This window comes from Rhodococcus sp. Z6_132, assembly GCF_058133635.1.
The window spans coordinates 163,472-182,590 of record NZ_JBYUNP010000002.1 but is presented as its reverse complement, the minus strand read 5'-3'; the positions used below and the strand labels follow the sequence as shown (position 1 = coordinate 182,590).

Genomic DNA, 19,119 nt, shown 5'->3' with positions numbered 1-19,119 from the left:
CTAGGTGCCCGACCACGCCTTCCACAGGATGGCGTAGGGCCCGCCGGCCTCCACCAGCTCGGCGTGGGTGCCGGTCTCCACCACCCGGCCGTCGTCGAGCACCACCACCTGGTCGGCCGAGACGGCCTGGGTGAGGCGGTGGGCGATGGTCAGCGAGGTGCGTCCGCGGGTGGCGGCCAGCGCGGCCTGCTCCAGGTCACGGGCGCCCACCGAGCCGGCCTCGGCGGTGGCCTCGTCCAGCACCACCACCAGCGGGTCGGCCAGCACCACCCGGGCCAGCGCCACCTGCTGGGCCTGGGCGGGGGTGAGCACCGCGGCGCCGTCGCCCACCACGGTGTCCAGCCCGCTCGGCAGCGCCGCCACCCATCCGGTGGCCCCCACCTCGGCCAGCGCGGCCGACACCTGCTCGTCGCCGGCGGCCGGGGCGGCCAGGGTGAGGTTGTCGCGCAGGGTGCCGGTGAAGACGTGCACCTCCTGGCTCACCAGGGCCACGGTCGGACGGCCGTCCGGCTGCACCTGCGCCAGCGGCACGCCGCCCACCCGGATCTCTCCCGAGGTGGGCTGCAGCCGGCCCGCGACCGCAGCACCCAGGGTGGTCTTGCCCGCTCCGGTCGCACCCACCACGGCCACTCGCTGGCCGGCGGGCACGGTGAGGGTGACGTCGGCGAGCACGGCCCGGCCCGGGGTGTAGCTGTGGCCGAGCTGGTGCACGGTGACGGTGCTGTCCGCCGGGGCCAGCAGGCCCGCCCGGGCGGCCGGCGGGGGCAGCTGCGCCAGGCCCACCACCCGGGTCAGCGACGCTCCCGCCGACTGCACCTGGTCGAAGAGCATGATCACCGCGGCGATCGGGTTGAACAGCCGGTGGAAGAACAGCGCGGCCGCGGTGGCCGCACCCACCGTGCCCCAGCCGCCTCGCACCAGCACGAAGCCGGTGCCCAGCACCAGCAGCAGCCCGATCAGCTCGGAGCGGTTGGTGCGCGCGCCGAAGCGGGTGAGCAGCCGGTAGACGTCGACGGAGATCTGCACCGACCGCCAGGAGGCCGCGTCCACCTTCTGCTGGTGCGCCTCGGCGATGCCGAAGGCGCGCAGGGTGCGGCTGGCGTGCATGCCGGTGAGGAACGCCTCGGCCCGCTCCCCGTTGGCGACGCGCTCGCGCCGGTAGTACGGCCCGGAGCGGGGCAGGTACCAGCGCAGCCCCAGTGCGTAGAACGGCAGGATGGCCAGGCCGGCGAGCCCGAGGCGCCAGTCCAGGGTGAACAGCCCGCCCGCGGTGAACACGATGGCCACCACCGAGGTGACCAGCAGCGGGATCGCGGTGGTGAGGGAGTCGGCCACCAGCCGGACGTCGTCGCCGATGCGGGAGAGCAGGTCACCCGAGCCCGCCTCCTCCAGCGTCGCGCTGTCCAGCCGCAGCGCCCGGTCCAGGGCCTCCTCGCGCAGCTCGGCCAGGGCCGGCTCGGCCACCCGGGCCAGCAGCAGGCTGGACAGCCAGGTGGTCACCCCGGTGGCCACCCCGGCGCCGGCGATCCAGGCCACGGCGACGGACAGCTGCCCGGAGGTGCCGCCGGAGGAGACCAGGTCCACGATGCGACCGAGCTGCACCGGCCCGACCAGCCCCGCCAGCCCGCCCGCGGCGAAGGCGAGCAGGCAGGCCACCAGGGCGGCGCGGCGCTGGGTGAGCAGCCCGCAGGCCAGTCGCCAGGCCTCGCGCCCGGAGGCGATCGGCAGCAGCGTGCCGCTCATCGCAGCACCGCCTGTCGGTAGGCCTGCTGGTGGACGAGCTCGGGGTGGGTGCCGGTGGCGACCACCCGGCCCCTGCGCACGTGCAGCACCCGGTCGGCCTGGCTGAGCAGGGCCGGGCTGCTGGTGAGCACCACGGTGGTCCGCCCGGCGCGCACCGCCCGGAGCGCCTGCCCGATGCGCAGCTCGGTGACGGCGTCCACCGCGGTGGTGGGGTCGTGCAGCACCAGCACGTCGGCGTCGCCGGCCAGGGCGCGGGCCAGGCCCAGTCGCTGGCGCTGCCCGCCGGAGAGCGTGGTCCCGCCCACGGCCACCGGCTCGGCCAGGCCGAGCGGGGCGTGGTCCACCACGTCGTCGGCCGCCGAGGCGGTGAGCACCTCGCGCAGCTGCTCGGGGTCGAGGTGACCCAGCGGGTCGACGTTGGAGCCCAAGGTTCCCTCGAAGAGGTCGACGTGGTGGTCGGCGACCAGCAGCCGCCGCCGCACCGCCGTGGCGCCCAGGTCGGTCAGCCGCTGCCCGCCCAGGCACACGCTGCCGCGCTCGGGCACCGCCTCGCCGCGCAGCAGGGTCATCATGGCCACCGCGTCGGCGGGGTCCTCGGCCACCACGCCCACGATCTCGCCGGGCCGGGCCACCAGGCTCAGCGCCTGCAGCGGGCCGTGGTGCACCTCCTGCAGCTCGAGCGGGCCGTCGGCGTCGGGCTGGTCGCCGAACACCACCAGGTGCGGGCTCGCCAGCACGGCCACGATCCGACCGGCCGAGGCCTTCGACTTGGCGACCTGGGCGACGAGGTAGGCCAGCGTGCGCATCGGCTCGGCGATGAACTGGGCCAGCCCCACCACGGCGATCAGCTCGCCGACGCCCAGCTCGCCGTCCAGGGCCCGGGTGCCGGCCAGCAGGGCCACCACGGCCAGGAAGATGCCGCTGAGCCCGGCGGTGACGCCGTAGAGCACGCCCTCCCAGCGGGCGGCGGAGACGGCGGCGCCCGCGGCCTCGCGGCTCTGCCGCTGGTAGCGGGCCAGCGCGGTGCCCTCGGCGCGGATGCCCTTGAGCGGGCGCAGCCCCTGCACCAGGTCGGTGGCCACGCCGATGGCTCGCCCGGACGCGGCCTGGCGCACCTCGCTGCGCCGGGCCAGGGCGGGGGCCAGCAGCTGGGTGCAGGCCAGCACCAGCGGGACCCCCACCAGCACCACCACCGCCAGGACCGGGTCGATGCTGGCCAGCACCACCGCGGTGACCACCAGCCCCAGCACCGCGGCCACGGCGTAGGTCACCTGCTGCAGCACCCCGCTGGCCATGTCCGCGTCCGCGGTGGCGACGCTGAGCAGGTCGCCGGGCGGCTGCTCGGTGCGCGCGCCCCGGTCGTCGAGCACGTGCGCGGAGACCTCGGTGCGCAGGCGGTGCCCCTCGGTCTGCGTGGCCCGGAAGCCGATCCGCGAGCCCAGCCGGTAGGAGGTGCTGAGCACCCCGAAGTGCACACAGAGGACGGCACCCCACAGCAGGGCGCGGGACACGTCGCCGGTGGCCACGGCGGCGTCGATGACCACGCCGATGAGGACGGGGACGAAGACCTCGCAGACCTGCCACACCGCGATCAGGGCGACCGAGCCGGCGAGCGGGCGGCGGTTGCGGTGCACCGCGCGGCGGAGCAGGGCCCCGGCAGTGGCAGGAGGAGACACCGCGTGAGGCTAGCCTAACGGCGGCACGATCTCCGCTGGCCCCAGGCGTCTTCGCTCCGGTGCGCCGCGGTCGGCCGGGGTGGCGCACAGGTCCACGGCGCTGCCGCTCGGCTCGTCGTACTCTCGGTGTGAGCCGCACCCGAGAGGAGCCGCTCGTGCGCGCAACCCTGATGTACGGCGCCGGCGACGTCCGCGTGGAGCACGTCCCCGACTCGTCGATCAAGGAACCCACCGACGCGGTGGTGCAGGTGGCGCACTCCTGCATCTGCGGCAGCGACCTGTGGCCCTACCGCTCGCTGCCCCGCACCGACCACGGCCGGCGCATGGGACACGAGTTCATCGGCGTGGTGGCCGACGTCGGCGCCGAGGTGCTGGAGCTGCGGCGCGGTGACCTGGTGGTCGCCCCGTTCATGTGGGCGGACAACACCTGCGACTTCTGCCGGGAGAACCTGCAGACCTCGTGCCGGCACGGCGGCAACTGGGGTCACCACCGCGATGGTGGGCAGGGCGAGGCGGTGCGCTGCCCGCAGGCCCAGGGAACCCTGGTGCGCCTGCCCGTGCCCGCCGACTCCGCGCTGATGCCGTCCCTGCTCACGCTGTCCGACGTGCTCTGCACCGGCCACCACGCGGCGGTCTCGGCCCGGGTGGGCCCGCGCACCCAGGTCACCGTCATCGGGGACGGCGCGGTCGGGCTGTGCGCGGTGCTCGCGGCCAGGCGCCTCGGCGCGGAGCGGATCATCCTGATGGGCCACCACCCCGACCGCACCGCCCTGGGCCGCGAGCTCGGCGCCACCGACGTGGTGGCCGAACGGGGCGAGGAGGGCGTGGCGCTGGTGCGGGAGCTGACCGGCGGCGACGGCACCCACGCGGTGCTGGAGTGCGTGGGCACGGCGGAGTCGCTGGGGATGGCCCTGGACGCGGTGCGCGACGGCGGTGCCGTGGGGCGGGTGGGGGCCGCGCAGTACACCGAGGTGCCGATGGGCTTTGGCACCATGGCCCGCAACATCACCCTCTCCGGCGGCGTGGCCCCGGCCCGGGCCTACATCAACACCCTCATGCCCGACATCATCGAGGGCGCCATCGAGCCCGGCCGGGTCTTCGACGCACAGCTGCCGCTGGCGGAGATCGCCACGGGCTACGCGGCCATGGCCAACCGCGAGGCCCTCAAGGTCCGCGTCGTTCCCTGACCAATCCCCTTGAGACACAGCTTTGCTGGGTGACAGTCCCACTGGGAGGCAGCGCGCGCCCCTGCCCGGCGGCGGCCACTCATACTCAGCACATGACTGATCGACATACTGCCGATGCCGTCGCCGACGTGCTCGCGGCCCGGTACAGCTGCCGCGGGTTCCTGCCGGAGGAGGTCCCCGAGGAGACCATGCGGACGATGTTCACCCGCGCCCAGCGCACGGCCTCGTGGTGCAACTCCCAGGCCTGGCAGGTGCACGTCTGCTCCGGGGAGCAGACCAGCCGCTTCGCCAAGGGCATCGCCGAGTGGGCCGCGACCCACCCGCAGCAGCCCGACCTGGAGCCGCCGGCGAGCTACGAGGGCGCCTACCTGGAGCGCCGCCGCAGCGCCGGGTTCGGGCTGTACCAGGCCATGGGCATCGGCCGGGACGACCCGGAGGGCCGGATGCGCCAGGGCGCGGAGAACTTCCGGTTCTTCGGCGCCCCGCACGTGGCGGTGATCAGCAGTCCCCGCGCGCTCGGCACCTACGGCGCCGTGGACTGCGGCGGCTACGTCGCCACCCTGCTCACCGTGGCCCAGAGCCTCGGGGTGGCCACCATCGCCCAGGCCGCCATCGCGCTGTACTCCGACTTCGTGCACGACTTCCTCGACCTCGGCGACGACCGCTCGGTGGTGTGCGCGGTGTCCTTCGGCTACGCCGACCCTGCGCACCCGGCCAACTCCTTCCGCACCGACCGCGCCGAGCTCGACCAGGCGGTCACCTTCCTGCGCTGACGCCCGTGCGGCGCAGGAAGGTGACCGCGGCGACCGAGTCAGATCCCCCGCTGCACCACTGCCTGGGTGACCCGGTCGTCGATCGAGGAGACCGGGTTCTCCTTGCCCACCCACGAGTCGCCGCCGAAGTGCTTGGCGAAGATCTTCTCCGCCGTGCGGGTGGCGATGGCCTGCGTGGTCAGAGTGGGGTTGGGACCACCGAGGCTGTTCGCCAGGGCCGAGTTGTCGGTGATGTAGAGGCTCTTCACCCAGCGGGCCTCGGCGTCGGAGTCCAGCACGGAGTCCTGGTGGCTGATCCCCATGCGCATGCTCGACTGCACGTGCAGGATCAGCGGCGGCCAGTCGGAGCGGTGCACCGACTTGGCCCCCGCTGCCCGCATCAGCTCGACGGCCGTCCGCGTGCAGTGCTCGCGGTTGCGCCGGGTGCGGGCCGAGCGGGCGCGGTGGTTGATGGTGAGCCGCGGGACCCAACCGCCGTCGTCCGGGGGCAGGAACCCGGGCACCGTCACCCGGTTGCCGGGCTCGACGTCGTCATCGGTGATCACCAGCGCCCACAGCGTGCGGTCGGCGTCGGAGAGGGTGTTGAGCAGGTCGTGGCCGACGAGCCGGCCCATCGTGTCTGCCCCGGCCGAGCCGACCACACCACCGGCCCGGCCGTAGCCGTGGATCCCGGAGTCGCTGTAGTTCGCCGAGTACGCCTGCAGCGCGGGCGGCAGCGCCACCTGCTCGATCCCCCCGTACCCGGGCAGGTCGACCCGGGCGTTGGACCCGGCTCCCCCGGTCTGGCCGGTGTACTCGTCGAACACCCCGGCCACGCCGTCCAGGTGGTGGTCGGTCAGGCCCCGGCCCACCCAGTCGTTGGGGTTGGGCAGCCCGGAGTTGAACCACAACCGGGGCGACTCGAGGGCGCCCGCCGCCAGCACCACCACCTTCGCCTGCGCCTCGTGGAACACCCCGTCGGTGGTGCGGAACCGCACGCCGTGCGCGGTGCGCTGGCCCCAGACGTCGTGCGAGAGGATCTGGGTGACCATGGCGTCGGTCACCAGGGTGACCGGCTTGCCGGTCGGTGACCACGCGTCGGCGGTGAGCATCATCGGGACGTAGGAGTTGTCGGTCGAGCGCCGGGCCTTGAGGTTGCGTGGTGCCCCGAGCGGCAGGTAGCAGCCCTGGTAGCAGTGACCGCACATGGTGCACCCCTGCGCCTCGGGGTAGTGCAGCCGCGCGTCGTCGTCGGTGCGTCCCGCGGTGCCCCCGGGCTGCAGGATCGCGTTCTGCTGGGCGCGGTGGGACGGCCCGGTGGTGTCCAGGGTGGTCTGGTGCGGCAGCCCGATGGCGGCGGCGCCGCGCAGGAAGATCTCCTCCTTCGCGCCCATGGGTGCGGTCTGGACGGGGAGGGTGGCTTCCACCCACTCGTAGTAGCGGCGCAGCTCCTCGTACCCGAAGGGAAACAGGTGAGCGGTGTCGTACATGTCGCGGTCGGCGCCGTCGTAGCCGAGGAACGCCCCAGGGGCCGCGCGCGGTGAGTTGCCGAAGAAGTGCAGCGTGGTGCCACCCACGGCGGCCACCTGCCACACCCAGGAGTTCTGCGGGAGGTCCCGCAGCCAGGGTCCCTTGGACCGGTCGCCCGGGCCCTGTCGGAGGAACCCGGTGATGGGGTTGTTGGCGTCGTCCTCGAAGTGCGTCCACTCCTTCTCCGGGTCGGCGTAGCGCGGCCCGGCCTCGATCACCAGCACGTCGAGCCCGCGAGCGGCGAGCTCCTTGGCCACCACGGGGCCGCCGCCGCCGGAGCCGATGACGATCACGTCGGTCATGTCAGTCCTCCACGCGGTCGACGCCGCGGTAGTAGCCGAGAAATTCATTGCGACCGTTGCTCACGCCCCGGTACTTGGTCAGCTCCCACCCCACCGGACGGCCGGTGAGGACGCGGCGCTGGCGGTCGAACGCCGAGTGCTCCGAGAACGCCGCGAAGGCGGCCAGCGTGGGGATGGCGTTGATGGCGAACTCGATGGGCAGCCCCGGCAGCCGCGGGTCGGTGTCCAGCAGCTCGAACACGTGCGCCTTGGCCTGGTGGCTCAGGTTGGCGAAGGGCGCGGCGAACGGTCCGTGGATGGACTGGGGAAACGCCGTCACCGTGAACAGGTTGACCAGCGCGGCGATGGCGATGGACCCGGTCTCCTCGATCCCGAGCAGCCCCTTGATCGGCTCGGGGATGGCCTCGTTGAAGGTCAGCTCGAGCGAGGCCGCCGTGCCCGGGGTGACCCCTCCGGGGCGATCGGTGGCCATGCCCTGGTGCTGGGAGTACCGGTCGTTGCCCGGCACCACGAAGGCGAGAATGGCGTTGGTGGTGTCCCGCACTGCCGGCTCCAGCGGGTACGCGGCGGCCTCCGCGCCGGAGAAGATCCACCCCACGCTGGTCAGCGCCGCACCGGTCGCCGCCATTCCGGCGACGAATCGCCGTCGGCTCACCATTGCGTCTTGTGTTTCCACGCTCCACCCCCTGCGGTTCAAAACCCCTCGGTCGCCGAACAATACGAGAGATCGAACCGGCGCGCGGCACAAAGGAGTATTTGTACCGATGTGGAAACGCAGCGCAGTTATTTACTACGTAGAGTGCTTGATTGTCCCAGTCAGAACTCACCATTGTGTGCCTAAAACAATGGGAGAAGCAGTGGTGCTGGGCTAGCGCTGCAGGTCGTCGAGCCGCTTCGGGTCCGGCCGCGGCGGGAGGCTGGCCACGGCGGCCTGCACCAGGGCCACGCGGGCCCGCACCAGCACCCTGCGGCGCAGCCGGCCCACGTCCTCGGTGAACAAGCCCTCCACGGCGTCGGTCACCTGAGCGGTGGTCCACGACGGACGCGTGCCCACCGGCACGGGGACCTCGGGCAGCGCGGCAAGCACCGGCAGCAGCTGCTCCCCCAGCGACTCCAGCAGCTGGAAGCGCCGGTAGGGCTCGATCTCCTCCCACGCGGTGTCGACGTCGACCTTGCCGCGCCGGACGTCCTTGCGCTGGCTGGCCAGCACCGTCTTGGCGGCGCCGGTCAGGGCCGCGGTCAGCTCAGGCTGGGAGAGTTGCACGCCCCCAGCATCCCCTGCCCGCCGTGCAGCGCGACGGGCAGGGGCGAGCCCGTCCACGACGCACACCACGCCGCACCGAGAAGCTCCGGTGCGGCGTGGTGGGGGACGAACGTGGTGCGGGGTCGAGCGAGTGGGTCAGCTGGCCTGGGCGTCGCGCTCTGCGGAGAGGTTGAGCGCGATGTCCACGATCATGTCCTCCTGGCCGCCGACCAGCCGGCGCCGGCCGGCCTCCATCAGGATGGTGCGCACGTCGATGCCGTAGCGCTCCGACGCGGTCTCGGCGTGGCGCAGGAAGCTGGAGTACACCCCGGCGTAGCCCAGGGTCAGCGTCTCGCGGTCCACCCGCACCGGCCGGTCCTGCAACGGACGGACGATGTCGTCGGCGGCGTCCTGCAGCGCGAAGACGTCGCAGCGGTGCTGGTAGCCGTAGATGTCGGCCACGGCGATGAACGCCTCGATGGGGCAGTTGCCCGCCCCGGCGCCGTGCCCGGCCAGCGAGGCGTCCACCCGGTAGACGCCGTTCTCCACGGCCACCACGGAGTTGGCCACCGACAGCGAGAGGTTCTCGTGCGCGTGGATGCCGATCTCGGTGCCGGCGTCGAGCACCTCGCGGTAGGCCTGCACGCGCTCCTCGACGCCCTTGAGGGTGAGCCGGCCACCGGAGTCGGTGACGTACACGCAGTGCGCGCCGTAGGACTCCATCAGCTTGGCCTGCTTGGCCAGCTCCTCGGCGGGGGCCATGTGGCTCATCATCAGGAAGCCGGAGACGTCCATGCCCATCTCGCGGGCGGTGGCGATGTGCTGCGCCGAGACGTCGGCCTCGGTGCAGTGGGTGGCCACCCGCACCGAGCGCACCCCCAGGCTGTAGGCGTGCTTGAGCTCCTCGATGGTGCCGACGCCGGGCAGCAGCAGGGTGGTGAGCCGGGCCTTGTCGATCACCTCGGCAGCGGCCTCGATCCACTCCCAGTCGGTGTTGGACCCGGGGCCGTAGTTCACCGAGCCGCCGGCGAGGCCGTCGCCGTGGGCCACCTCGATGGCGTCCACGCCGGCCGCCTCGAGGGCGGAGACGATCCGCTTGACGTCGGAGGGCTTGATGCGGTGCCGCACGGCGTGCATGCCGTCGCGCAGGGTGACGTCCTGGACGAAGATCTCGGCGCCCGCGGGCTGGTCGGAGGTGCTCTGGTCGGCGCTCATCGAGCGGTCTCCTTCTTCTGCGCGATCCGCTCGGCGACCTGAACGCCGGCCGAGGTCATGATGTCGAGGTTGCCGGCGTAGGCCGGGAGGTAGTGCGCGGCGCCCTCGACCTCGAGGAACACCGACACCTGGTGGGTGGGCCGGTCGGTCTCACCCTCGGCGAGCAGCGTCTCCACCGGCTGGTCGGCCGGGATCTCCGAGATCTGCACCTTCTGCTTGAGGCGGTAGCCGGGCACGTAGGCGGCGACGTCGCCGACCATCTTCTCGATGGAGGCGCGGATCTGCTCGTGCACCGACTCGTCCGGCGCGGAGACCAGGCAGAACACGGTGTCGCGCATGATCAGCGGCGGCTCGGCCGGGTTGAGGATGATGATCGCCTTGCCCCGCTTGGCCTTGCCGACCTTGACGATGGCGTGCGAGGTGGTCTCGGTGAACTCGTCGATGTTGGCGCGAGTGCCCGGACCGGCCGACTTGGACGCGATGGAGGCGACGATCTCGGCGTACTCCACCGGGACCACGCGGGAGACGGCGGCGACGATCGGGATGGTCGCCTGCCCGCCGCAGGTCACCATGTTCACGTTCGGCTCGTCGATGTGCTCGTCGATGTTGACCGCCGGCACCAGGAACGGGCCGATGGCCGCCGGGGTGAGGTCGATCATCCGCTTGCCCAGCGGACGCAGCTTGGCGTCGTTGGCGATGTGCGCCTTGGCCGAGGTGGCGTCGAAGACGATCTCGATCTCGTCGAAGTTGTCCATGGCCATGAGGCCGTCGACGCCCTCGTGGGTGGTGGGGACCTTCATCCGCTTGGCGCGGGCCAGGCCGTCGGAGTCGGGGTCGATGCCGACCATCGCGCCCATCTCCAGGTGCTGGGAGTGCCGCATCACCTTGATCATCAGGTCGGTGCCGATGTTGCCCGACCCGATGATGGCGACCTTGGTCTTCTTCTCGCTCATCAGTGGTTCTCCTCGGTGGTGGACTGGTTGCCGAACCGGGCGGTGACGGTGCCCAGGCCGGAGATGGTGGCGGTGACGACGGACCCCGCGGCGACCGGCCGCATGGGGCCGAGGGCACCGGAGAGGATGACCTGGCCGGCGCGCAGCGGCTCGCCGAAGGTGCGGGCCTGGTGGGCCAGCCACGCCACCGCGGTGAGCGGGTCGCCCAGGCAGGCCGCGCCGTTGCCGGTGGAGACCTCCTCGCCGTCGATGCTCATGGACATGGTGACGTCCACCGGCTCCACCTCTGCGAGCGTGCGGTGCTCGGAGCCCAGCACGTACAGGCCGGAGGAGGCGTTGTCGGCCACGGTGTCGCCGAAGGAGATGTCCCAGTTGGTGATGCGGCTGTCCACGATCTCCAGCGCGGCGACGGCGTAGGCGATGGCGCCACGCACCTGTGCGGCGTCCAGCGGCCCCTCGCCGAGGTCCTCGCTGAGCACGAAGGCGACCTCGGCCTCGGCCTTGGGCTGGATCAGCCGGTTGATGGGGATCTCCTCGCCGTCGGCGAAGCCCATGTCGTCGAAGAGCACCCCGAAGTCGGGCTGGTCGACGCCGAGCTGGGTCTGCACAGCCTCCGACGTGGCCCCGATCTTGCGGCCGATCACCCGGGCGCCGCGGTCGGTGCGGGCGGCGTTGAGCCGCTCCTGCACCTGGTAGGCGGCGGCGACGTCGTCGCGGCCGATCAGGTCGCGGATGGGGGCGCAGGCCACTCCGCTGAAGTGCGCCTGCACCAGGCGGTCAGCAGCGGCGGCGACCGTCTCGGCGGCGATGTCCGTGCTGGGCGCCTCGGCGGGCCCGGTCGGAACTTGGTACTGGCTGATGGTGGTGCTCCACTCTCGACAGGTTCTGGTTCGCCGGCCACTCTGCGCCACCCAGCGGGCACAGACCACCCCTTCGTCTCGCTCAGCGATACGGTGGGCGAAAGTCGGCCGAGGAGGGCGCGGTGGTGAACCCAGCGGTGGACCCGCCTGTGGACCCGTCGGTGGGAACCGGAGACCTGAACACGGTGCTGGGCAAGGCGGTGGCCATCCTGCGCGCCTTCACCCCGGACGACCAGGTGCTCAGCCTGGCCGAGCTGGTCCGGCGCACCGGGCTGCACAAGGCCACCGTGCACCGCCTGGCCGGTGAGCTGGTGGCCACCCGGCTGCTGGACCGGGTGAGCGGCAGCAGCGCCGGCTACCGGCTCAGCGGCGGGCTGTTCGAGCTGGGCCTGCGGGCGTCGGTGGAGCGCAGCCTGCTGGAGGTGGCCATGCCGTTCCTGCAGGACCTCTACGAGCGCACCCACGAGACGGTGCACCTGGGCGTGCCGGAGGGCCGGGAGGTGGTCTACGTCGCCAAGATCGGCGGGCACCGCCAGGCCGCCACGCCGTCCCGGCACGGGGGTCGGATGCCGTTGCACTGCACGGCCATCGGCAAGGTGCTGCTGGCGCACGCGGAGCCCGAGCTGCGGCGGGCGGTGCTCAGCGGGCGGCTGGAGCGGCGCACCCCGCACACCGTGGTGGCGCCGGGACTGCTGCTGCGCCAGCTGGACGCGGTGGTGGAGCGCGGGGTGGCCTTTGAGCACGAGGAGTCGGCGGTGGGGCTGCAGTGCGTGGCCGCCCCCGTGCTGGGCGCGGACGAGCGGGCGGTGGCGGCGATCAGCGTCACCGGGCCCACGTCGCGGTTTCGCCCGGAGGCGCACGTGGACGCGGTCCGGGCCGCCGCGGCGGCGGTGTCCAGCACCATGGCGCGGCGGGACCTGTTCCTGCCCCGCTGACCGGGTTCGCTCAGCGGCCGGACCAGTCCGGGTCGCGCCGCTCGAAGAACGCGGAGATGCCCTCCTTGACGTCGGCCGAGGCCAGCAGCCGGGCGTGCGCGGCGTTGCTGCGCTGCCAGGACGCCGTCTCGTCACCGCTGATCTCTTCGCCGCCCAGGCGCAGCGCCTCCCGCACGGCCAGCGGCGCGTTGCGGTTGATCTCCTCGGCCAGCGCCAGCGCGGTGGCCAGCGCCTCCCCCGGTGCGGTGAGCCGGTTGACGAAGCCCAGCCGCTCGGCGCGCTCGGCGTCCAGGGTGGCGCCGGTGAGCAGCAGCTCGCGGGCCACGTTGGCCGGCAGCAGGTGCGCCGCCCGGAACGCGCCGCCGAAGTCGGGCACCAGGCCACGCTTGACCTCCGGCAGGCCGAAGGCAGCGGTGCGCGAGGCCACCACCAGGTCGCAGCAGAACACCAGCTCCATGCCCCCGCCCAGGGCCAGGCCCTCCACGGCGGCGATCAGCGGCTTCACCCGGCGGCGGGTGATGAGCCCGGCGATGCCACCGCGCTCGGTGGGCTCACCCGGTCCGGTGGCCAGGTCGGCGCCGGCGGAGAACACCGCGGGGCCGCCGGTGAGCACGCCGCACCACAGCTGCGGGTCGTCGTCCAGCTCGTTGAGGGCGGCGTCCAGCCCGGCGGTGACGTCGGGGTTGAGGGCGTTGCGCTTGGCCTCCCGGTCCAGCCGGATCACCAGCGTCCGGCCCTCACGGGTCGTGGTCACCAGGGGTGTGCTCATGTGCGGCAACGTATCCCGTGCAGGCCACCGGGTGGGGCTAGTGCTCCTGCTTGGTGATGTCCAGCCCCTTGGGCGCAGTGGCGAAGACGACGACGCTGACCACCAGCATGAACACGCCGGCCACCAGGCTGGTGTCGGCGAGCGCGTCGGTGAACGCCACCCTGGCCTGCGCGGCCAGCTCCGGCAGCTGCGCCTGGGTGGCCACGGCGGCGGCTCCGCCCAGGGAGTCCTCCGCAGCGGTCACCAGCTCCGCCGGTACGCCCTGCTCGGCCAGCGCCCCGACGTCCAGGTGGTTGCGGTAGATCACCGCGGCGATGCTGCCCAGCAGGGCGACGCCGAGCACGTTGCCCAGGTCGTAGGCGGTCTCCTCGATGGCGGCGGCGTTGCCCGCCTTCTCCGGCGGGGTGCCGGCCATGATCATGGCCGAGCCGATGGCCAGCGACCCGGCACCGGCGCCGGTGAGCGCCATGGCGATGGCGGCGGTGGTGTAGGTGAGCTCGCCGGGCACCAGGTAGATGAGCAGGCAACCCACCCCGGCGATGGCCACGCCGACGGCCAGCACCGTGCGCGCCCCGATCCAGCGGGCCAGCACCGGAGCCGCCACCGAGGCGACCAGCCCGCCACCGGCGATGGGCAGCAGGTGCACGCCCGACTGCAGCGGGCTCTGGCCCTGCACCAGCTGCAGCCACTGCGCGAGCAGCAGCAGCAGCGCGGCGATGGCCAGCATGGCTCCGAGCGCGGCGACCACGCCGGCGGTGAAGGGGCGGCGGGTGAACAGCCGCACGTCCAGCAGCGGCTCGTCCTGGCGCAGGCAGCGGCGGACGAACACGGTGAGCAGCACGACGGCAGCGAGCAGCGCGGCCCAGCCGGCGGGGGCCAGCAGGCTGGTCTCCTTGGCGAAGTGCTTGATGCCCCAGATCAGCGCGACCATCCCACCGACGGACAGCACGGTGGCGACGAAGTCCCAGCGCCCCGGGTTGGGCACGCGCGCCTCGGGCAGGATCAGCCAGCCGGCCACCAGGGCCACCACCATCAGCGGCACGTTGACCAGGAAGGCGGCGTGCCAGCTGAAGTGCTCCAGCAGCGCGCCGCCGACGATGGGGCCGACGGCAGCGCCGATGGAGGACACCCCCGCCCACACGCCGAGTGCGGTGGCGCGCTCGGCAGGGTCGGTGAAGACGGACCGCAGCAGCGAGAGCGTGGTGGGCATGATCATCGCCCCGCCGACGCCGAGCGCGGCTCGGGCGGCGATGAGCTCGGCGGAGGAATCCACCAGCAGCACCACCGCCGAGGCCGCGCCGAAGACCACGAAGCCGCCCAGCAGCACGGCCTTGCGGCCCCACCGGTCGGCCAGGCCGCTCATGGAGATCAGCAGCCCGGCCAGCACCAGCGAGTAGATGTCCACGATCCACAGCTGCTCGTTGGCGGTGGGGCGCAGGTCGGCGGCCAGGTCGGGCAGGGCCACGTTGAGGACGGTGAGGTCCATGGTGACGACGAGCAGGCTCGCCGACAGGACGGCCAGCGACGCCCAGCGGCGGGCCACCGACACCGGCGCAGCGACGTCGGTGGACTCGGTGAAGGTCACTGCGGTGCTCCAGGGGTTTGCTCGAGAGGGGCGTTGCCGCCAGTGGAAGCGGTCAGGACGTCCCGGCCACCCGCACACTCTGCCCTGTCCGCGGCCGGCTTGCGTCGAGCCGGTCCGGCAGCCGTCGGCCCCGGTCGCTGCGCGTGGACCATGGAGGGTGGGTCCTGCCGGTCGCGGCCGGTCACGACTCTCCGAAGAGCCACGCGCAGAGGAGACGCCATGAAGGCCGTGCAGTACCGCAGCTTCGGTTCCCGCCCCGAGCTGGTCGACGTCGACGAGCCAACCCCCGCCTCCGGGGAGATCCTGCTCAAGATCACCGCGTCCGGGTTGTGCCACTCCGACGAGTTCGTCATGGCGTGGCCGCAGGAGACCTACCCCTATCCCATGCCGATGACGCTGGGCCACGAGCCCGCGGGCACCGTGGCCGCGCTCGGCGAGGGAGTGGAGGGCGTCGCCGTCGGTGATGCCGTCATCGTCTACGGCTGCTGGGGCTGCGGGGTGTGCGAGATGTGCGCCGAGGGCTACGAGAACCTCTGCCTCAACGGGATGACCTCACCGGGCCTCGGCCACGACGGGGCCATGGCGGAGTACATGGTCGTCGACTCCGTGCGCCACATGGTGCCCATCGGCGACCTCGACCCGGTGCGCGCGGCCTCGCTCACCGACGCCGCGCTCACGCCCTACCAGGCGATCAAGAGCGTGCAGCACCAGCTGGTGGGCGGCTCCACGGTGGTGGTGATCGGCGCGGGCGGGCTCGGCCACGTGGCCATCCAGCTGCTCCGCACGCTCACCGCCTCGCGGGTGGTGGCCCTGGACGTGGGCGAGGAGAAGCTGGCCTTCGCCCGGGAGCAGGGCGCGCACGAGGCCTTCCAGTCCAACCCGGAGGCGGCAGTGAAGATCCGCGAGCTCACCGGCGGCCGCGGTGCCAACGTGGTGCTGGACTTCGTGGGCGCCGACGTCACCGGGGAGCTGGCCGTGGCCTGCGCCGGGGTGGCGTCGTCGGTGGTGATCGTGGGGGCCGGCAACGGCGGCGCCAAGATCGGTCTCACCAGTGCGCCGTACAACATCTCGGTGTCCACCTCGCTGTGGGGCCGGCGCAAGGAGCTGATGGAGCTGGTGGAGATGGCCCGGAGGGGCCAGATCCAGATCCACACCACCACCTACGGCATCGACCAGGCGCCACAGGCCTATGAGGACCTGCGCGCGGGCTCGATCACCGGCCGCGCCGTGGTGGTCCCCTAGACCGCCCAGCCGCAGCGCCCAGCGCACCGCTCTTGCCAGTACTACAGTCAAGCAAGGTGATTGGGCTCAACCAGTTAGCGTGCCCCAGCCCGCCTGTCAACTAGCTTGCCCCGATATGTCCACGTGATGCCCTACGATGACCAGAGCCCTTAGCCTGGGCAGTGCCCTGACCAGCGTCGAGCGTCCGAAAGAGAGGCCACTCCATGGCTATGCCCACGGGCGAGAACGAGCGGACCCCCACTGCGGTCCACGGGGAGGCGGAGAAGTTCAGCACCGTGATGGGTGAGCTTGCCCGAACCCTGCACCGTGACCACGGCAGCGAGGACGACACCTTGGACGCGGTGCTCACCGCGGTGCTCTCGTCTGTGATCGGCGCCGAGCACGGAACCATCAGCACAGTCGTGGACCGCAAGGTCGTGCTGCCCAAGGCGACGACCGACGAGCTGGCCCGGCGGATGGACGAGATGCAGACGGAGCTGGGCGAGGGACCCTGCCTCACCGCGATCTACGAGCAAGAGACCCTGCACATCGCCGACCTCGCCGACGAGGACCGGTGGCCGGCCTTCGTGGCGGCCGGCCGCGCGGCCGGAATCGCCTCGATGCTGTGCTTCCAGCTCTACGTCGAGGGTGACAACCTCGGAGTGCTCAACCTGTACTCCTCGCAGCCGTCTGCGTTCACCGAGGAGTCGGTCGCGACCGGCCTGATCTTCGCGACCCATGCTGCCGTGGCCATCGCCGGTGCGCGCCAGGAGCGCACGCTCACCAACGCACTGGTCAACCGCGACGTCATCGGCCAGGCCAAGGGAGTCGTGATGGAGCGGTTCACGCTGGACGCCAAGGCTGCCTTCGACCTCATCTCGCGGCTGTCCCAGGAGCAGAACGTGAAGCTGCACATCATCGCCGCTCAGATCGTCGCCGACGCCACCAAGAGCGCCGACTCCTCCTAGCCCGGCTGGCTGGGGCTCACATGTCGCGGTAGCGCTTCGCCTGGGCCAGCAGCTCGCGCAGCTGCCCGGCGGTCGCCTGACGCGCCCGGGGTGTCTGGCTCTCGGCCGTGGTGTCGAAGTAGGCCGCGTAGGCGGGGGTGTCGCGCTGGTAGCGCCAGCCCTCGGCGAGCGGGCCGGCGTCCAGGGCGTCGTAGCCCAGCTGGTCGAGCAGCTTGGTGACGGTCTGCTTGGCCCCGGCGTCGTCGCCGGCGATGGCCAGCGCGCTGCGCCCGGAGTTGCCGGCGGGGCGGGCCAGCGTGCCGATGAAGTCGAAGTAGATGTTGTTGAACGCCTTGACCACCTGCGAGTCGGGCAGGTGCGCCTGGAGCAGCTCGGAGACGGTGGTGGACTCGTCGTCCAGCTCGGCGATCTGCCCGTCGCGCTGCGGGTAGTAGTTGTTGGTGTCGATGACGACCTTGCCGCGCAGCGGCTCCACCGGCACCTGCTGGTAGCTCTTGAGCGGGACGGTGACCACCACGAGGTCGCCGGCCGCGGCGGCCTCCTCCGGGGTGGCCGCGCAGGCCCCGGGGCCGAAGGTGCCGACCAGGTCCTGCAGCGTCTCCGGGCCGCGGCTGTTGCTGAGCACCACGTCGTAGCCGCGGGTGAGAGCCAGTCGCGCGAGGTTGCTGCCGATGTTGCCGCTGCCGATGAAACCGATGGTCGTCATGGTGCGGACAACTCGGCGCGAAGGACAGGTATTCCCCGCTCAGGCCGGTGGGAAGGTCAGCGCCAGACCATGGCGTACCCACCAGCGAGCAGCACACAGCCCACGACGAAGGTGCTCACCCGGCCGGTGAGTACTCGGGTCGCCACGCCGGTGCTGGCGTCTCGCCAGTAGCGGTGACCGCGGCCCGGCCCACGATCCTTCACTGCGAGAACACGCTTCTCCACGAGGTGCCAGCTCGCGGCAGCGCACCCGGCGGCGACCGCGAGGGTCAGCAGCGAGAAGGGCAGGTAGCCCCACCGGTGCACGCCGAGGTAGGCCAACACCTGCGCGACGACGAACCCGTAGAGATAGATGCCGTAGGAGTAGTCGTTCGTTGCACCCACCTTGCGGAGCGCAGCGGGAAGGCGTGCCGCGAGCCACATCAGGAAGTAGGCCAGGGCGGGGTAGCCGAGCAGACCGAACCAGCCCAGAAGCACGGTGAGCACCACCGTGGTTCCACAGACCGCGGCCAGACGGTCGTCGAGCGGGATGCGCTTGGAGTACAGCGCGAGACAGGCGCCGTACAAGAAGATCAGCGGCAGCGTGACGTGGTAGCGGTCGCCGAAGTACGAGCCGAGCACGTGCGCGTGGGCGGGAAGCTCCGTGCGGATCACCTGCATGGCGAGGAAGACCGCGGTGAGCAGCGGCACCAGGAACTTCGCCCGGCCCAGGGCCCCGAACAGCACGAACACGCCAATGATGAGGTAACACGTCCACTCGTAGGTCAGCGTCCACACCGACCCGTTGAAGACCGACATGTGGACCGTGTCCCCGTAGGGCGTCGTCCCCGCAAAGATGTCGTAGATGCCCCACGTGTTGATGGTGAGGTCCCAGTTCGCCTTCAGGTAGGTGGCAGGGCCACCGTCAGCTCTCTGGAAGTAGCTGGCCAGGTCGTGGCCATCTCGAATCCAGATCAGCGGGCCCACGACCAGTGCGCTGACCAGGAGCACACCCCAGAAGGCCGGCAAGATGCGCAGCGCCCGGTGCCAGAGGTACCGCACGATGTCGCTTCCGGCACCGCTCTTGGTGATCAGGTAGCCACTGATGGCGAAGAACCCGAGCACGGCCATGGCGCCGAGGTTGTCCTGACCGCGGCTCCACCGCAGCATCGGGTCCTCACCCCCGCCGAGGGGGAAGGCGTGGGAGAAGATGACCAACGAGGCGAGAACCAGCCGGATGATGCCGAGCGAGTTGTCGTGTCCGCCCAAGCCCTCGCTGAGCGATGTCCGTCGTTTGCCGGACGCCAGCACCAGCGCATCGGTCTTGACGGGACTCATCTCGGAGACTGGCACCCGGGCAGCGTAGTGCCCAGACCGTGGCGCCCGAATGACCAGTTGGGCACCGCCACTCGTGTCGCCGACAGCGACCTCTCCAGCCTGGCGTGCATCGTGACGAGTCGCCACTGCGGCGAGCGTCGAGGGCGAACCCGTTGTGT

General features: G+C 72.0%; 17 protein-coding genes. 5 read left to right on the top strand and 12 right to left on the bottom strand.

Going from position 1 to position 19,119, the window contains the following annotated elements; genetic code table 11:
- Complete coding sequence (locus AC3YO9_RS07470) at positions 1–1,743, bottom strand: ABC transporter ATP-binding protein (protein ID WP_489982726.1); 1,743 nt, start codon at positions 1,741–1,743, stop codon at positions 1–3.
- Positions 1,740–3,419: an ABC transporter ATP-binding protein gene (locus tag AC3YO9_RS07465; RefSeq protein ID WP_489982725.1), complete on the bottom strand. Its 1,680-nt coding sequence runs from the start codon at positions 3,417–3,419 to the stop codon at positions 1,740–1,742. Before AC3YO9_RS07465 ends, AC3YO9_RS07470 begins: the two co-directional genes overlap by 4 nt.
- A 155-nt stretch (positions 3,420–3,574) precedes the next feature.
- Between AC3YO9_RS07465 and AC3YO9_RS07460 the strand changes: the two genes are divergently transcribed.
- Both AC3YO9_RS07460 and AC3YO9_RS07455 read left to right on the top strand, forming a co-directional pair.
- On the top strand, positions 3,575–4,606 hold the full coding sequence (locus AC3YO9_RS07460; RefSeq protein ID WP_489982724.1) for a zinc-binding dehydrogenase: 1,032 nt from the start codon (positions 3,575–3,577) through the stop codon (positions 4,604–4,606).
- A gap of 92 nt (positions 4,607–4,698) precedes the next feature.
- Positions 4,699–5,379: a nitroreductase gene (locus tag AC3YO9_RS07455; protein WP_489982723.1), complete on the top strand. Its 681-nt coding sequence runs from the start codon at positions 4,699–4,701 to the stop codon at positions 5,377–5,379.
- Positions 5,380–5,417: 38 nt separating this feature from the next.
- Here AC3YO9_RS07455 and AC3YO9_RS07450 read toward each other — a convergent pair whose 3' ends face one another.
- From AC3YO9_RS07450 to AC3YO9_RS07425, 6 genes are all read right to left on the bottom strand, one after another.
- Positions 5,418–7,190, bottom strand: a complete 1,773-nt coding sequence (locus AC3YO9_RS07450) for a GMC family oxidoreductase N-terminal domain-containing protein (RefSeq protein ID WP_127783630.1) — start codon at positions 7,188–7,190, stop codon at positions 5,418–5,420.
- Between the two features lies 1 nt (position 7,191).
- Positions 7,192–7,848: a hypothetical protein gene (locus tag AC3YO9_RS07445; protein WP_127783631.1), complete on the bottom strand. Its 657-nt coding sequence runs from the start codon at positions 7,846–7,848 to the stop codon at positions 7,192–7,194.
- Between the two features lie 210 nt (positions 7,849–8,058).
- Positions 8,059–8,454: a hypothetical protein gene (locus AC3YO9_RS07440; RefSeq protein WP_489982722.1), complete on the bottom strand. Its 396-nt coding sequence runs from the start codon at positions 8,452–8,454 to the stop codon at positions 8,059–8,061.
- Positions 8,455–8,589: 135 nt separating this feature from the next.
- Entirely contained in the window at positions 8,590–9,648 is a 1,059-nt protein-coding gene (gene dmpG / locus AC3YO9_RS07435; RefSeq protein ID WP_127783633.1) for a 4-hydroxy-2-oxovalerate aldolase, read from the bottom strand.
- Positions 9,645–10,601, bottom strand: coding sequence for an acetaldehyde dehydrogenase (acetylating) (locus tag AC3YO9_RS07430; RefSeq protein ID WP_489982721.1), 957 nt, complete (start codon positions 10,599–10,601; stop codon positions 9,645–9,647). The genes dmpG and AC3YO9_RS07430 overlap by 4 nt, the downstream gene beginning before the upstream one ends.
- A complete protein-coding gene (locus tag AC3YO9_RS07425; RefSeq protein WP_489983436.1) occupies positions 10,601–11,410 on the bottom strand; it encodes a 2-keto-4-pentenoate hydratase in 810 nt (269 codons plus the stop codon). The genes AC3YO9_RS07430 and AC3YO9_RS07425 overlap by 1 nt, the downstream gene beginning before the upstream one ends.
- A gap of 173 nt (positions 11,411–11,583) precedes the next feature.
- Between AC3YO9_RS07425 and AC3YO9_RS07420 the strand changes: the two genes are divergently transcribed.
- Positions 11,584–12,396 (top strand): IclR family transcriptional regulator, encoded by an 813-nt coding sequence (locus tag AC3YO9_RS07420; RefSeq protein WP_489982720.1) that lies wholly within the window; start codon positions 11,584–11,586, stop codon positions 12,394–12,396.
- A 10-nt stretch (positions 12,397–12,406) separates the two neighbouring features.
- Here AC3YO9_RS07420 and AC3YO9_RS07415 read toward each other — a convergent pair whose 3' ends face one another.
- Both AC3YO9_RS07415 and AC3YO9_RS07410 read right to left on the bottom strand, forming a co-directional pair.
- Entirely contained in the window at positions 12,407–13,165 is a 759-nt protein-coding gene (locus AC3YO9_RS07415; RefSeq protein ID WP_489982719.1) for an enoyl-CoA hydratase-related protein, read from the bottom strand.
- Positions 13,166–13,202: 37 nt separating this feature from the next.
- Positions 13,203–14,750, bottom strand: coding sequence for an MFS transporter (locus AC3YO9_RS07410; protein ID WP_489982718.1), 1,548 nt, complete (start codon positions 14,748–14,750; stop codon positions 13,203–13,205).
- Positions 14,751–14,969: 219 nt separating this feature from the next.
- On the opposite strand from AC3YO9_RS07410, the gene AC3YO9_RS07405 reads away from it, so the two are divergent.
- Together AC3YO9_RS07405 and AC3YO9_RS07400 are read left to right on the top strand one after the other, a co-directional pair.
- Positions 14,970–15,992, top strand: a complete 1,023-nt coding sequence (locus AC3YO9_RS07405; RefSeq protein ID WP_489982717.1) for an NAD(P)-dependent alcohol dehydrogenase — start codon at positions 14,970–14,972, stop codon at positions 15,990–15,992.
- A 203-nt stretch (positions 15,993–16,195) separates the two neighbouring features.
- Positions 16,196–16,939, top strand: a complete 744-nt coding sequence (locus tag AC3YO9_RS07400; RefSeq protein WP_489982716.1) for a GAF and ANTAR domain-containing protein — start codon at positions 16,196–16,198, stop codon at positions 16,937–16,939.
- Between the two features lie 16 nt (positions 16,940–16,955).
- Here AC3YO9_RS07400 and AC3YO9_RS07395 read toward each other — a convergent pair whose 3' ends face one another.
- Positions 16,956–17,645 carry an NADPH-dependent F420 reductase gene (locus tag AC3YO9_RS07395; RefSeq protein ID WP_489982715.1) on the bottom strand — a complete coding sequence of 230 codons (690 nt, stop codon included), beginning with the start codon at positions 17,643–17,645 and terminating at the stop codon, positions 16,956–16,958.
- Between the two features lie 56 nt (positions 17,646–17,701).
- Positions 17,702–18,976 carry an acyltransferase family protein gene (locus tag AC3YO9_RS07390; protein ID WP_489982714.1) on the bottom strand — a complete coding sequence of 425 codons (1,275 nt, stop codon included), beginning with the start codon at positions 18,974–18,976 and terminating at the stop codon, positions 17,702–17,704.
- Positions 18,977–19,119 lie beyond the last annotated feature (143 nt).